At 71.3% G+C, this 15,288-nt stretch carries 10 protein-coding genes; 4 read left to right on the forward strand and 6 right to left on the reverse strand.

Going from position 1 to position 15,288, the window contains the following annotated elements:
* Positions 1-11 precede the first annotated feature (11 nt).
* The 3 genes from EOE48_RS03005 (at position 12) to hydA (ending at position 6,508) form a co-directional block, all read left to right on the forward strand.
* Positions 12-3,152: an efflux RND transporter permease subunit gene (locus EOE48_RS03005; protein ID WP_127727300.1), complete on the forward strand. Its 3,141-nt coding sequence runs from the start codon at positions 12-14 to the stop codon at positions 3,150-3,152.
* Positions 3,149-4,699 carry an efflux transporter outer membrane subunit gene (locus tag EOE48_RS03010; protein WP_246153924.1) on the forward strand — a complete coding sequence of 517 codons (1,551 nt, stop codon included), beginning with the start codon at positions 3,149-3,151 and terminating at the stop codon, positions 4,697-4,699. Before EOE48_RS03005 ends, EOE48_RS03010 begins: the two co-directional genes overlap by 4 nt.
* A 315-nt stretch (positions 4,700-5,014) precedes the next feature.
* The gene (gene hydA / locus EOE48_RS03015; RefSeq protein WP_127727301.1) at positions 5,015-6,508 is read left to right on the forward strand and encodes a dihydropyrimidinase; all 1,494 of its coding nucleotides are present in this window, start codon (positions 5,015-5,017) and stop codon (positions 6,506-6,508) included.
* Positions 6,509-6,518: 10 nt separating this feature from the next.
* Here the strand turns inward: hydA and EOE48_RS03020 are convergent, their stop codons facing one another.
* From EOE48_RS03020 to EOE48_RS03045, 6 genes are all read right to left on the reverse strand, one after another.
* Positions 6,519-7,556, reverse strand: a complete 1,038-nt coding sequence (locus tag EOE48_RS03020) for a PAS domain-containing protein (RefSeq protein WP_127727302.1) — start codon at positions 7,554-7,556, stop codon at positions 6,519-6,521.
* A gap of 611 nt (positions 7,557-8,167) precedes the next feature.
* Complete coding sequence (gene cyoD, locus EOE48_RS03025) at positions 8,168-8,584, reverse strand: cytochrome o ubiquinol oxidase subunit IV (protein ID WP_127727303.1); 417 nt, start codon at positions 8,582-8,584, stop codon at positions 8,168-8,170.
* Positions 8,581-9,270 carry a cytochrome o ubiquinol oxidase subunit III gene (gene cyoC, locus EOE48_RS03030; RefSeq protein WP_127727304.1) on the reverse strand — a complete coding sequence of 230 codons (690 nt, stop codon included), beginning with the start codon at positions 9,268-9,270 and terminating at the stop codon, positions 8,581-8,583. The genes cyoD and cyoC overlap by 4 nt, the downstream gene beginning before the upstream one ends.
* Positions 9,267-11,276, reverse strand: coding sequence for a cbb3-type cytochrome c oxidase subunit I (locus EOE48_RS03035; protein ID WP_127727305.1), 2,010 nt, complete (start codon positions 11,274-11,276; stop codon positions 9,267-9,269). The genes cyoC and EOE48_RS03035 overlap by 4 nt, the downstream gene beginning before the upstream one ends.
* Before the next feature lie 2 nt (positions 11,277-11,278).
* Complete coding sequence (cyoA, locus tag EOE48_RS03040; RefSeq protein ID WP_127727306.1) at positions 11,279-12,205, reverse strand: ubiquinol oxidase subunit II; 927 nt, start codon at positions 12,203-12,205, stop codon at positions 11,279-11,281.
* 344 nt (positions 12,206-12,549) lie between these two features.
* The gene (locus EOE48_RS03045) at positions 12,550-12,771 is read right to left on the reverse strand and encodes a hypothetical protein (RefSeq protein ID WP_127727307.1); all 222 of its coding nucleotides are present in this window, start codon (positions 12,769-12,771) and stop codon (positions 12,550-12,552) included.
* Positions 12,772-12,868: 97 nt separating this feature from the next.
* Between EOE48_RS03045 and EOE48_RS03050 the strand changes: the two genes are divergently transcribed.
* Positions 12,869-15,238: an FdhF/YdeP family oxidoreductase gene (locus tag EOE48_RS03050; protein WP_127727308.1), complete on the forward strand. Its 2,370-nt coding sequence runs from the start codon at positions 12,869-12,871 to the stop codon at positions 15,236-15,238.
* The last annotated feature ends 50 nt before the right edge of the window (positions 15,239-15,288 follow it).

Consider the following 15,288-nt stretch of genomic DNA (forward strand, 5'->3'; position numbering starts at 1 on the left):
GAGCCCCGACGATGAACGCGGTGATCGAGTTCGCCCTGCGCCAGCGGGTGCTGGTCCTGCTGCTGTTCGCCGGCCTGCTGGCGGTCGGCTATGGCAGCTTCCGAATCCTCAACATCGAGGCCTATCCCGACCCGGTGCCGCCGCTCGTCGACGTCATCACCCAGAATCCGGGCCAGTCGGCCGAAGAGATCGAGCGCTACATCACCATCCCGCTCGAGGTGCAGCTCGCCGGCATCCCCAACGCCACGGTGGTGCGCACAATCTCCCTGTTCGGCCTCTCGGACGTGAAGATCCAGTTCACCTACGACTTCACCTACGAGGAGGCGTTGCAGCGGGTGCTCAACCGCCTGTCGCAGCTGCCGCCGCTGCCCAACGGCGCCCAGCCGCAGATCTCGCCGACGAGCCCGATCGGCGAGATCATGCGCTACAAGGTGGTGGGGCCCAAGGGCTTCTCCTCGACCGACCTCAAGACGCTGCAGGACTGGGTGCTCCAGCGCCGGTTCAAGGCGATTCCCGGCATCGTCGACGTCTCGGCCTTCGGCGGCAAGGTCAAGGAGTTCGAGGTCTCGGTCGACCTGCCCCGGCTCCAGGCCCGCGGCCTGACGCTGGTGCAGGTGACGACGGCGCTCAACGCTTCGAGCACCAACGTCGGCGGCCAGACCCTCGACGTCGGCGAGCAGTCGGCGGTGGTGCGCGGCGTCGGCCTGATCCGCGACACGGACGACATCCGCAACACGATGGTGACGCAGGCGAACGGCGTGCCGATTCTGATCCGCGACGTCGCCGAGGTGCGGGTCGGGCACGCGCCGCGGCTCGGCATCGTCGGCCACGACGGCGACGGCGACATCGTCGAGGGCATCGTGCTGCTCAGCCGCGGCGGCCAGAGCCTGCCGACCCTCCAGCGGGTCAAGGCCGAGATCGCGCGGATCAACGCCAGCGGGATCCTGCCGCCGGGGGTCCGGATCGAGCCGATCTACGACCGCAGCGGGCTCATCGACACCACGACCCACACGGTGCTGCACAACCTCGTGGTCGGGGTGGTGCTGGTGTTCCTGGTCCAGTGGCTCTTCCTCGGCAGCCTGCGCAGCGCGATCATCGTCGCGGCGACGATCCCGTTCGCCCTCGGCTTCGCCATCACGATCATGGTGGCGCGGGGCGACTCGGCCAACCTGCTCTCCCTGGGCGCGATCGATTTCGGCCTCATCGTCGACGCCACCGTCATCATGGTGGAGAACATCTACCGCCACCTCGCCGAGCATCGCGGCCCCGCCGACGCCGAGACCCGCCTCGGCGTCATCGGCGCCGCCGCCCGCGAGATGAACCGGGCGATCTTCTTCTCGGCCGCGATCATCATCACGGGCTTCCTGCCGCTCTTCACCCTGACGGGGGTCGAGGGCCACATCTTCGGGCCGATGGCGAAGACCTACGCCTACGCCCTCGTCGGCGGGCTGATCGCCACCTACACGGTCTCGCCGGCGCTCGCCGCGCTGATCCTGCCGAACCGCGTCGAGGAGCGCGACACGCCCGTGGTGCGGGCCCTGCGGGCGCTGTTCGGGCCGCTCCAGCGCGGGGCGGTGGCCCATCGCGGCCTCGCGATCGGGGTGGCCCTGGCCGGCCTCCTCGCCGCCGGGATCGGGGTGCGGGGGCTCGGCCTCGAATTCCTGCCCAAGCTGGAGGAGGGCAACCTGTGGATCCGCGCCACCCTGCCGGCCTCGATCTCGCTCGATGCCGGCAACCCGGCGGTGGAGCGGATGCGCGCCCTGATCGGCTCGTTCCCGGAGGTGGTCACGGTGGTCTCGCACCAGGGCCGGCCCGACGACGGCACCGACGCCACCGGCTTCTTCAACGTCGAGATCCTCGCCCCCCTCAAGCCGGCGGACGCCTGGCGCAAGGGGCTGACCAAGGAGCATCTCGTCGAGGAGATGTCGGCGAGGCTCGCCGAGGCCCTGCCCGGGGTCGAGTTCAACTTCTCGCAGTACATCGAGGACAACGTCGAGGAGGCGGCCTCGGGCGTGAAGGGCGAGAACTCGGTCAAGATCTACGGCAACGACCTCGAGACGCTCACCCGCACGGCCGGCGAGGTGAAGGCGGCGCTCGCCCGGGTGCCGGGGATCACCGACCTCGCGATCTTCGATTCCCTCGGCCAGCCGACGGTGCGCATCGACGTCGACCGGGCGCGGGCGGCCCGCTACGGCCTCACGCCCGGGGACGTCAACACCACGATCCAGGCGGCGATCGGCGGCCAGACCGCCGGCGACCTCTACGAGTACGGCAGCGACCGCCACTTCCCGATGCGGGTGCGCCTCGCCCCGCAATACCGCAGCTCGCTCGCCAGCATCCGCAACATCACGGTCGGGGTGGCGAACCCGAATGGCGGCGTGATGCAGGTCCCGCTGAGCGAGATCGCGACGGTGGAACTGGTCTCGGGGGCGGCGTTCATCTACCGCGAGGACCAGCAGCGCTACATCCCGGTGAAGTTCAGCGTCCGCGGCCGCGACCTCGGCGGGGCGGTGCTGGAGGCGCAGGCGCGCATCGCCGACGAGGTGACCCTACCGCCGGGCTACCGGCTCGACTGGGTCGGCGAGTTCAGCAACCTCCAGGGGGCGATCGCCCGGCTCCAGGTGGTGGTGCCGGTCACCCTGCTGCTGATCGCGCTGCTGCTCTACCTCAACTTCGCCTCCCTCACCGACACGCTGCTGACGCTCAGCGTGATCCCGATGGCGCTGATCGGCGGCATCTTCGCCCTGCTCGTCACCGGGACGCCGTTCTCGGTCTCGGCGGCGATCGGCTTCATCGCGCTGTTCGGCATCTCGACCATGGAGGGGGTGATCCTGCTCGGGTCGTACAACCAGCTCGTCGCCGCGGGCCGGGACCGGCTCGCCGCGATCCGCGAGGCCGCGGCGGTGCGGATGCGGCCGGTGATGATGACCTGCGTCGCCGCCTGCGTCGGCCTGCTGCCGGCGGCGCTCTCCGACGGCATCGGCTCGCAGGTGCAGAAGCCCCTCGCCCTCGTGGTGGTCGGCGGCATCCTGCTCGCGCCGATCCTGATCCTGGTGGTGATGCCGGCGCTGATCGCCGCCGCCTCGCGCCGCCGCCCTCCCCCCGAGCCGGCCCGCCCGGCCGTCCGGACCCATGCGGAACCGACCCCGTGACGCCCCGCTTCCCCATGTCGTCCTCGCGGCGCCTGCGCCTGCCCGCGCGCCTCGCGGCTCTCGCCCTGCCGCTCCTCGCCTCGGCCTGCATGGTCGGGCCCGACTTCCACGGCGCGCAGGCGCCGCCGGCCGCCGGCTACACGCCCGAGCCCCTGCGCGACCCCGAGGTCGCGGCGGCCGGCGCCCACCCGTCCCAGCACGCCCCGCGGCAACACTTCGTGCCGGGCGCCGACGTGCCGGGCGCGTGGTGGCGGCTGTTCGGCTCGAAGGCCCTCGACGCCCTCGTCGCGGAGGCGCTGGCGCGCAACCCGACCCTGGAAGCGGCGGACGCCTCCCTGCGGGCGGCGCGCGAGAGCGCCGAGGCCCAGCGCGGCGCGCTGTTCCCGCAGGTCGCGTTCGGGGGCGCGGCCTCCTACCAGAAGGCGCCGGGCGGCGACATCCAGTCGCCGCTCAACAACAACGCCCTGCTCTACAGCCTCGCGACGCCGGGGGTGACGGTGTCCTACGTCCCCGACGTGTTCGGCGGCACCCGCCGGGCGATCGAGGCCGCCGACGCCCAGACCGCGATTCAAGGCTGGCAGTACGAGGCCGCGGTGCTGACGCTGACCGGCAACGTCGTGGCGGCGGCGATCCAGGAGGCGTCCCTGCGCGGCCAGATCGCCGCGACCGAGAAGGTGATCGCGGCCCAGACCGACCTCCTGAAGCTCATCACCACCCAGTCCCAGGCCGGCCAGCTCGCCGGCGCCGACGTGGTGCAGCAGACCGCCCTCCTCGCCCAGTCGCAGCAGACGCTGCCGCCCCTGCAGCGGGCGCTGGCGCAGCAGCGCAACCTGCTCACCGCGCTCGCCGGCCGCGTCCCGAGCGAGGAGATCGGCCAGACCTTCACCCTCGCCGGCCTGCGCCTGCCGCGCAACCTGCCGGTGAGCCTGCCCTCGCGTCTCGTCGCCCAGCGGCCCGACGTGAAGGCGGCGGAGGCCGCCGTGCAGGCGGCCGGCGCCCAGGTCGGCGTCGCGCTGGCCAACCGGCTGCCGCAATTCACCCTCTCGGCCGCCGGCGGGGCCAGCGCCACCACCTTCGCGGGGCTGCTCAACCCGGCCGCCGGCCTGTGGAGCGTCGCCGGGGCCGTCGCCCAGCCGCTGTTCGACGCCGGCACCCTTTTTCGCCGCCAGCGCGCCGCCGAGGAGACCCTGACCCAGGCCCAGGCCCAGTACCGCGCCACGGTGCTGACCGCGCTCCAGAACGTCGCCGATGCCCTGCGGGCGCTCCAGTCCGACGGCCGCGCCGTCACCGCCGCCAACCGGGCACTGGAGGCGAGCCGCGAGAGCGTCGCGCTGGTGCGCAAGCAGTTCACCGCCGGGGCGGTCAGCAGCGCCTCGCTGCTCATCACGCAGCAGGCCTATCTCCAGGCGGTCATCAGCCAGAACCAGGCGCTCGCCAACCAGTACGCCGACACCGCCGCCCTGTTCCAGGCCCTCGGCGGCGGCTGGTGGAACCGACCGGGCCCCGCGCCGCGGCCCGACCCGGCCGACCCGGCGCCGTTCCTGTGATACGATTTTCGGACGATCAGTTCCGAAATCCGTATCACGAGCCCGCGCGGCGCCTGAGCGAGGCCGATTTTCGCATCGCGAAGCGATCAATCGAAAATCGTATGAACCGCCGCATCGTCGAACGGTCCCGTTCGACGATGCAAGGCAAGCCCGAACGGGCGCCGGCGCCGATGCGCCGGACGCTTCGCCATCGACGTGTCGATGGCGAAGCACGGAGGTACACATCATCCGGCCACCGTCTTGCACGGCGCGCGCGGGACAACGGTGCGGGTCGGCAGGTAGAACGATCCCCGACGCCAGCGGAGGACCAGCCCCATGCAGAGCCACGACCACGACTACGACCTCGTCGTGCGCGGCGCCACGCTCGCCAGCGCGGCCGAGGTGTTCGAGGCCGATCTCGGCGTGAAGGACGGCACCATCGCGGCGGTCGGGCGCGGCCTGCGGCGGGGCGCGGAGGAGATCGACGCCAGGGGGCTGATCCTCACCCCCGGCGGACTCGACCCGCATTGCCACATCGAGGAGCCCGCCGAGGGCGGGGGCGTGCAGGAGGAGAGCTTCGTCACCGGCTCGGCGGCGGCGCTCGCCGGCGGCACGACCTCGTTCATCTGCTTCGTGCCGCAATGGAAGGGCCACCCGATCGCCGCCACCGCGGAGTCCTACGAGGCGACCGCCCGCGCCGCGATGGCCGATTACAGCTTCCACCAGATCATCACCGACCCGACCCCGGACGTGCTGGAGCGGGAGGTGCCGGCGCTCGTCGCCCGCGGCATCCGCAGCCTGAAGGTGTTCCTCACCTACGATCCCCTGCGCCTCACCGACGGGCAGTTCCTCGAGGTGCTGGCCACCGCCCGCCGGCTCGGCGCCCTGGTGACGGTGCATTGCGAGAACTTCGACGCGATCGGCTGGCGCATCCGCGCCCTGCTGGCGGCCGGCCTCACCGACCCGCTCCAGCACGCCTGGGCCCGTCCGCCGGTGGTCGAGCGCGAGGCGACCCACCGGGCGATCGCGCTCGCCGAACTCGTCGACCAGCCGATCCAGGTCTTCCACGTCTCCTGCGACGCGGCGGCGGAGGAGATCGCCCGGGCGCGGGCGCGGGGCGTGAAGGTGTGGGGCGAGACCTGCCCGCAATACCTCACCCTCTCGACCGACGACCTCGCGCGGCCGGATTTCGAGGGCGCCAAGGCGGTGTGCTCGCCGGCCCTGCGGGCGCCGGAGGAGCGGGCGCGGGTCTGGGCCCGGATCCAGGACGGCACCCTCGACGTGGTGTCGTCCGACCATTGCGGCTTCTCCTTCGCCACCGCCAAGCGCGCCCCCGGCAGCAGCGGCTACGGCCAGGGCGGCGCGGCGGCCCGCGCCGACGGGCTGCCGGCCTTCAACGCGATCCCCAACGGCGTGCCGGGCATCGAGACCCGGATGCCGGTGCTGTTCTCGGAGGGCGTCTCGGCCGGCCGCATCGACCTGCCGGCCTTCGTACGCCTGACCTCGGCCAACGCCGCCCGGCTGTTCGGCCTCCAGGGCCGCAAGGGCAGCCTCGCGCCCGGAGCCGACGCCGATCTCGTGCTGTGGGACCCGACGGCCGAGCGCACGCTCGCCAACGCCGATCTGCACCACGCCATCGACTACACCCCGTGGGAGGGCCTGCGGCTCAAGGGGCTGCCGACGACGACGATCCGGCGCGGCGAGGTCGCGGTGCGCGACGGCGCGGTGCTGGCGCAGCCCGGCTCCGGCCGCTTCCTCGCCCGCGGTCCCTACGACCTCGTCCGCCCGACCGGCCGGGTGCCGGACGGCTTCGACGCCGCCGGGCGCTGACGCTGCCGGGCTACTGCTTCACCACCGCGACGGCGTTGCCGTCGACGAGCAGGAAGCCGATCCCGGCCTGTCGCAGGGCCGCCACGGCGGCGTGGCGGCTGCGCGCGGCGGCCCCCTCGCCGTCCTGCTCCAGGCGGCGGATGGTCGAGAGCGAGAGGCCGCTGACCCGGGCGAGATCGTCGCGCGACCAGTCGAGCAGCCCGCGGGCGGCGCGCAGGTGCCGCCCCTCGATGCCCTGTTCGAGGCCCTGGCGCAGGCGCCCGGCCGGCGCCTCGCGCAGGCCGCCGATCCGCGCCGCCTGGCTCGCCCAGACCTCGATCGCGCCGCGCTCGTCACGCACGGGCGCGAACACGAACCGGAAGTCGCCGTGCCCGCCCCCGGCGAGGACGAGGCGCTTCTCGACCGCGAACGGCCGGCCGGCGTCGAGCATCCGGCGGACCTGCGCGCGCATGCGCTCGCGCCGGTCGGGCACGGAGACCAGGGTGCAGTCGTGCTGGAACGCCTCCTGGCTCAGGCCGGTGAGACGCAGGATCTCCTGCGAGCCGCGGCGAGCGGCGGCCCCGTAGGCGGTGGCGTGGGTCCAGGTCTGCGCCTGCTCGAACAGCGCCCGGCGGCGGCGCTGCTCCTCGTGGCGCAGGCCCGCCAGAGCCTCCGCGTCGGTGACGTCGAGCATCACGCCCGCCGCCGACAGCGGACGGCCGTCGGGGGAGTGCACGACCCGGCCGCGGCGGGCGAGCACGCGCACCGCCCCGTCCGGCCGGACCACCCGGATCGTGGCCTCGGGCAGGACGCCGTCCCGGAACAGCAGCAGCGTGCTGCCCGCGAGGACGCGGTCGTTGGGATGGACGAGGGCGAGGAACAGCCGGTAGTCCGGGCGCACGCTCCCGGGATCGAGGCCGAGCAGGCCGAACAGGCCGGGCGACCAGACCTGTTCGCCGGTGGCGAAGATCCACCGCCACGCGCCGGCGAGATGTCCGACGGTGGACGACCAGAGCAGTGCGTCCGCATCAGGATCGACGGACAGGTCTCGGATCGTGTTCGCGCTCATGACGGTCGTGATCTGCGGATTCGGGATTTCGTGCAGGACGGCATCGCCGGTCCAAACGCCGGAACCCGGCCTGACGTTGCAGTCGTCCACGACCCGTCGCGGGACTCGGTTCCCGGTCGAAGCAGCCGCGAAATCCTCGCAGGATCAAGATCGGCTCATCCCCACGCGAGAACAGACCTGATAGATCCTCTCGCTGCGGCAACTCACCGATGGTTCTTCACTGTGCGGGGGTGTGTCGCGACCGGGGGATTGACACGATGCCGCAGCCGGCAAAATCTGGAAACAAAGTGCGACTCAACCCGGGGTGGCGCACGATTGTGCTTGATCCCGATCCCGACGGCGGTTAAGACCCGTGCACACCAAAGAAAAAGGCCGCCCTTGCAGGCGGCCCGAAGTCTAGGGAGGAAACGCCCAAGGAGGGCGACACGGCCGCGACGCCATCGCGTCCGTGCGTGGGATCGGTGTCCCACGTTGCAGCGCACATCACAAGCGGAACGGTGGCCTTGCTGCCATGCAGCGGCTGCATGAACTCGCGTGCGCGGCTCGCCCCCTCGGTCTTCAGTCGCAGACCCCGCCGGCCGGATCCACGGCCGGCGGGGTTTCGGCGTCCGTCAATGGTGCCCGGGGGGGTGGGATGGCCGTGCCGCCACCGGATCGGCCGGCATCATCATGTTGTGGTTCATGTGGGCCATGATCCACACCGTGCCGCCGAACAGCAGCACCACGATCAGCACGCCGAAGGCGAGCGCCATCACGTTGTTGGTGTTGTCCGGCCCGGTGGTGAGGTGCAGGAAGAACACGAGGTGCACGCCCATCTGGGCGACGGCGAAGACCAGCAGCGCGGCCGGAATGGCCGGCGCCCACATCAGCCGCGTGTGCACGACCCAGAACGATGCCGCGGTGAGCAGCGTCGCGAGGGCGAGGCCGATGAGGTAGCTGCGCAGGCCGGCGCCGAACTCCTCGTGGCCGTACTCGTCGCCCGGCGCGGTGTCGGCCCCGGCGCGATCGTCGGTGTCGGATTGGCTCATGCGATCGACCCCATGAGGTAGACGACGGTGAAGACGGCGACCCAGACGATGTCGAGGGCGTGCCAGAACAGCGAGAAGCACATCACCCGGCGCAGGATGTCGGCGCGAAAGCCCTTGGTGAGCACCTGCGCCATCATGGTGAGCAGCCACAGCAGACCGGCGGTGACGTGCAGGCCGTGGCAGCCGACCACGGTGAAGAACGCCGACAGGAAGGCGCTGCGCGACGGCCCGGCATCGCGGGCGACGAGGTCGGTGAACTCGCGCAGTTCCAGCGCCAGGAAGGCGGCGCCGAACAGGAACGTCACCGCCATCGCGGCCTGGAAGGCGAAGGGCCGGCGCGCCGCCAGCGCCAGGGTGGCGACGCCGCAGGTGAAGCTGGAGATCAGCAGGCAGCCGGTCTCGATAGCCACGGTGGTGAGGTCGAACAGGTCGCGCGGGCCCGGCCCGCCGGCGGTGCCGCCGCGCAGCACCGCGTAGGCCGCGAAGAACGCGGCGAACATCACGATGTCGCTGAGCAGGAAGATCCAGAACCCGTAGCCGACGACGATGCGCTTCGGCGCCGGACCGCCGGTGCCGCGTCCGGCCGCGGTCGCCTCGCCCTCGCCGGGGCGGGCATGGTGACCGAGATGGTGGGGGTCGCGGCGCGGCGGCGGCGCCACCGGGGCGAAGGCGGCGGTGTCGCTCATGCGACCGCCCTCCGGCGGGCCTGCCGCAGCGCCTCGGTGCGGCTCGCACGGTTGAGGCGGTTGATCCGCGCCACGTCCTCGGCCGGGATCTCGTACTCGACCCGGTCGCGCCAGGCGAAGACCACGAAGGTCGCGAAGGCGCCCGCCAACCCGGCCGCCGCCATCCACCAGATGTGCCAGATCATCGCGAAGCCGATCACGGTCGCGAAAAACGCGCAGACGAACCCGGTCGGCGAGTTGAGCGGCATCTCGACCGGCTCGTAATCCGGCTCCTCGCGCAGGCGCGCCTGCTCGCGCGCCCGCTGCTTGATCGTCCAGTACGCCTCCTCGCCCTCGACATGCGGCAGCACCGCGAAGTTGAAGGCCGGCGGCGGCGAGGCGGTGGCCCATTCGAGCGAGCGCCCGTCCCACGGATCGCCGGTGAGGTCGCGCAGCGACTCGCGGCGCCGGATGCTGACGACGAGCTGCACCACCTGGCAGACCACGCCGAACACCATCACGATCACGCCGAGGCTCGCCGCCACGATCCACGGATACCACTCGGCGACGTCGAAATGCTGCATCCGCCGGGTCATGCCCATCAGGCCGACGACGTAGAGCGGCGTGAACACCCAGACGTAGCCGACGAGGGAGAACCAGAACGCCGCCTTGCCCCACCACTCGTCGAGCGTGAAGCCGAACGCCTTCGGGAACCAGTAGGTGTAGCCGGCGAAGGCCGCGAACACGACTGCGCTGACGATGACGTTGTGGAAATGCGCGACCAGGAACAGCGAGTTGTGCAGCACGAAGTCGGCCGGCGGGATCGCCAGCAGCACGCCCGTCGCGCCGCCGACCACGAAGGTGACGAGGAACGCCACCGACCACAGCATCGGCGTGGTGAACCGCACCCGGCCGCCGTACATCGTGAACATCCAGTCGAAGATCTTCACGCCGGTCGGCACCGCGATGATCATCGAGGTGATGCCGAACACGCCGTTGACGTCGCCGCCCGGCCCCATGGTGAAGAAGTGGTGCAGCCACACCGTGAACGAGAGCAGGCAGATCGCCAGCGTCGCCCACACCATCGAGCGGTAGGCGAAGAGCGGCTTGCCGGAGAAGGTCGAGATCACCTCGGAGAAGACGCCGTAGGCCGGCAGCGCCAGGATGTAGACCTCCGGGTGCCCCCAGGCCCAGAAGAGGTTCATGAACAGCATCGAGTTGCCGCCGGCCTCGTCGGTGAAGAAGTGGAAGCCGAGGTAGCGGTCGAGGGTCAGCATCGCGAGGGTCGCGGTGAGGATCGGGAAGGCCGCGATGATGAGGAGATTCGACGCGAGCGCGGTCCAGCAGAACATCGGCATGCGCAGGTAGCTCATGCCCGGCGCGCGCATCTTGAGGATCGTGGTGACGAGGTTGATCCCCGACATCAGCGTGCCGACGCCCGAGATCTGGATCGCCCACAGGTAGTAATCGACCCCGACCCCGGGCGAGTAGGTCGTCTCGGAGAGCGGCGGCGCCGGCCACCAGCCGGTGCGGGCGAACTCGCCGACGACCAGCGACACGTTGACGAGCAGCGCGCCCGACGCGGTGAGCCAGAACGACACCGAGTTGAGTGTCGGGAAGGCGACGTCGCGCACGCCGAGCTGGAGCGGGACGACGAAGTTCATCAGCCCGATCACGAACGGCATCGCGCCGAAGAAGATCATGATCGTGCCGTGGGCGGAGAAGATCTGATCGTAGTGTTCCGGCGGCAGGTAGCCGGCGGCCTTGTAGGCGAAGGCCTGGTGCGAGCGCATCAGGATCGCGTCGGAGAAGCCCCGGACCAGCATGACGAGCCCGAGCAGCACGTACATCACGCCGATGCGCTTGTGGTCGACGCTCGTGATCCACTCGCGCCACAGATACGGCAGCCAGCCGGCGATCGCGACCCAGGCGATGACGCCGAGGAGGACCACGCCCACCAGGGCCGCGGCGACGAGCGGGATCGGCTGGTCGAACGGAATCGCCGACCAGGTCAGCTTGCCGAGCATGCTCACGAGCCCCCTTTGGGTTTCACGCTGGGGGGCGCCCCGTTGTCGGCGCCCTGCGCCGGGCCCGGTCCCTTCGGGATGGTCTGGTCGACGATGCCCTGGAACAGGCCCTCGGCGACGCCGCCGTAGCGGCGCGGCGCCTCGACCACGCCCTGCCGGGCGAGATCGCCGTAGGCGGCGGCGTCGAGCACCGGCCCGGCCTTCGCGCCCCGGACCCAGCCGGCGAAGGCCTCGTCGGAGACCGCCCGGACCGGGAAGTGCATGTCGGAGAAGCCGTCGCCGCTGAAATGCGTCGACAGGCCGTGCAGCGTGCCCTCGTCGCCGGCCATCAGGTGCATCTGCGAGGTCATGCCCCGCATCGTGTAGATCATGCTGCCGAGCCGCGGCACGAAGAACGAGTTCCACACGCTGCTCGACGTCATCACGAAGTGGACCGGCGTTCCCGCCGGCATCACCAGTTCGTTGACCGAGGCGACGTCCTGCTCGGGGTAGAGGAACAGCCACTTCCAATCGAGCGAGACGACCTGGACCCGCAGCGGCTTCCTGTCGGAGGCGAGCGGCACCGCCGGGTCGAGCTGGTGCGAGCCGATCCACGCGATGCCGCCGAGGAACAGGATGGTGAGGAACGGCACCGACCAGATCACGAGCTCGATCCGCCCTGAGAAGGCCCAGTCCGGCCGGTAGCGCGCCCTCGTGTTCGAGGCCCGGAACCACCACGCGAAGACCAGCGTGCCGATCATCGTCGGGACGATGATGGCGAGCATGATGACGCTCGCCACGACCAGGATGTTGGCCTCGGCGGCGCCGACCGGTCCCTTGGCGTTGAGCAGGCTCATCTGGCAGCCCGGCAGGGCAGCCAGCGCGAGGCCGGCCGCGGCCCAGCGCCGTGCGCGGCGCAACCGACCGGCGGTCACGGCGTCACGCGCCATCGGAGCCCCGCCTAGCGGCGGAGTCGGCTGCAGGCATGCGGCTCTTCAGCGTATCGGGCCAGACGACGAGCGATCATCCGGATACCTTGCCCTTGTCTGCTGGATCAGGTCGCCGTCCGCACTGACGGATGTTAAAGTCCCGCATGCATTCGCACGGCGCTCGGCGCTGATGAAGACGCCACGACGCCATCAATACACGGCCATTCCGCATTCATCCGCGGCAAAGATCGAACTTTATCGGGCGGCGGGGCTTGTTGCGGCGGGGATTGGCCCCGCCAGGAACGCCGTCAGGAGCCGGAATGAGGACGCATCGTCTCGGCCGTCGCGGGGGTGGCCGGCCCCGGTCACCGGCGCTGCCGCCACAAGGCCACGGCGAGGCCGGCGCCGGCGAGGAGACACACGGCGAGAAGCGGCTCGCGCCGCACCGCGACGACCGCCCGCTCGACGCCCCGCTCCACCGCCCCGGCGGCGTTGGCGGCGGCCGGGATCACGGTCTGGTCGAGGAACAGTTTCGGGGACGACGGCACGTCCGGCTTCTCCAGCATGTAGTCGGGTTTCACCAGCATCGCGGCCGCTCCGTCGGGATGTCGCTGGCGTCTCGCTAGCATGGGCACCCGCGGCCGCCCCTATCATCCGTCAATCCACGCCCTCGGGAGCCTCGCCATGGCCAACCGCGTCTCGTTCAAGCCTTACGCCGGTCCGGCCGGCGGCTGGGGATCGGCGCGATCCCTCGGCAACATCCTGGCGCGGGAGAACGTGCTGGCGAGCGGCGCGCTGCTGCTGACCCGGCACAACAAGGTCGACGGCTTCCAGTGCGTCGGCTGCGCCTGGGTCAAGCCGGCCCAGCCGCTGCCGTTCGAGTTCTGCGAGAACGGCGCCAAGACGGTGGCGTGGGAGATCACCAATCACCGCTGCACGCCGGAGTTCTTCGCCGAGCACACGGTCACCGAACTGCTCGGCTGGGACGACTACCACCTCGAACGGCCCGGCCGACTCACCCATCCGATGCGCTACGACGCGGCCTCGGACCGCTACGTGCCGGTCTCGTGGGGCTCGGCGATCGAGGAGATCGCCCGCGAGCTGCGGGCGAGCCGGGCCCGCGACCCGAAGCGGGCGGTGTTCTACAGTTCGGGCCGCTGCTCGAACGAGGCGAGCTATCTCTACGGGCTGTTCGCCCGGCTCTACGGCAACAACAACCTGCCGGATTCCTCGAACCTCTGCCACGAGACGACCTCGGTCGCCCTGCCGGCGAGCATCGGGCAGGCGATCGGCAGCGTCTCGCTGGCCGATTTCGCCAAGGCCGACTGCTTCCTGTTCTTCGGCCAGAATCCCGGCAGCAACAGCCCGCGGATGCTGCATCCGCTCCAGGAGGCGAGCGAGCGCGGCGCGGCGATCATCACCTACAACCCCCTGCGCGAGCGCGGGCTCGAACGCTTCACCAACCCGCAATCGCCGACCGAGATGCTGACGCGGCGCGACACCCCGATCAGCTCGCAATACCATCAGGTGAAGACCGGCGGCGACCTCGCGGCGCTGACTGCGATCTGCAAGGCGGTGGTCGAGATCGACGACGCGGCGGCCCGCGACGGCGGCGCCCCGGTCCTCGACCGGGCGTTCATCGCGGCCCACACCCACGGCTTCGACGAGTTCCTGGCGTGGCTGCGCCGGCAGGACTGGGCCGAGCTGGAGCGCCGCGCCGGCCTGCCGCGGCAGGCGATGGAGGCCACCGCGGCGGTCTATGCCCGCGCGACGGCGACGATCGGCATCTACGGCATGGGCCTGACCCAGCACCGCGCCGGGGTCGAGACCGTGCAGATGCTCGTCAACCTGCTGCTGATGCGCGGCAATATCGGCCGCGGCGGCGCCGGCATCTGCCCGGTGCGCGGCCATTCCAACGTGCAGGGCCAGCGCACGATGGGCGTCACCGAGAAGCCGGAACTGGTGCCCCTCGACCGTCTGGCGCAGCAATACGGCTTCGAGCCGCCCCGCGACGAGGGCTACGCCTCGGTCGACGCCTGCGAGGCGATCATCGCCGGGGAGGTCGACTGCTTCATCGAGCTCGGCGGCAACTTCGTCCGGGCGGTGCCCGACCGCAGCGTGATCGAGCCGGCCTGGCGGCGCCTGCGGCTCACCGTCAACGCGATCACCAAGCTCAACCGCACCGCCCTGATCCCGGGCGAGATCAGCTACATCCTGCCGGTCCTCGGCCGGATCGAGACCGACCGCCAGGGCACCGGCATCCAGTCGGTGTCGATGGAGGACACCTCGGGCTGCATCCACGGCTCGCGCGGGATGCGCACGCCCGCCTCGCCCCACCTCATCAGCGAGATCCGGCTGGTGGCGGAGCTCGGCAAGCGGGTGCTGGAGCCCAACCCCCGGGTGCCGTGGGATGCCTGGAGCAACGACTACCGGCTGATCCGCGCGGCGATCGGCGAGACCTTCCCCGAGACCTTCCACGACTACGATCGCCGGATGTGGGAGCCGGGCGGCTTCCAGCGCGTCCTGCCGGCCTGCAAGCGCGAGTGGCACACGCCGACCGGCCGGGCGAACTTCATCACGCCGGGCGCCCTCGACGAGGATCCCGACATGCCCGGGGACGAGCCCGACATCCTGCGGATGATGACCCTGCGCAGCAACGACCAGTTCAACACCACGGTGTTCGGCTACGACGACCGCTTCCGCGGCATCAAGGGCACCCGCGACGTGCTGCTGATGAACCGCACCGACATCGACCGGCTGAACCTCGAGCCCGGCGGGATGGTGCGGGTGGAGACGGTGGCGAACGACGGCGTGCGGCGCGAGCTCGCCGGGCTCACGGTGGTGCCCTACGACGTCCCGATCGGCTGCGTCGGGGCCTACTACCCGGAGGCCAACATCCTGCTGCCGCTGTGGCACTACGCCGTCGGCAGCAAGACCCCGGCGGCGAAGTCGATCCCGGTGCGGGTGCACCGGATGGAGGCCGGGAGCGCCCTCGCCCGCACCACCCAGGGCCGCCCGGCCCACGCGATGCAGGCGGACGCGCAGGGAGCGTGACGCTTCCGCCCCTCGACGCCCGGCTCCGCCGCAAGCCGGGCGACGCCGTC

The sequence above is a fragment of the Methylobacterium oryzihabitans genome, from assembly GCF_004004555.2.
In the GTDB taxonomy this organism is placed as follows: domain Bacteria; phylum Pseudomonadota; class Alphaproteobacteria; order Rhizobiales; family Beijerinckiaceae; genus Methylobacterium; species Methylobacterium oryzihabitans.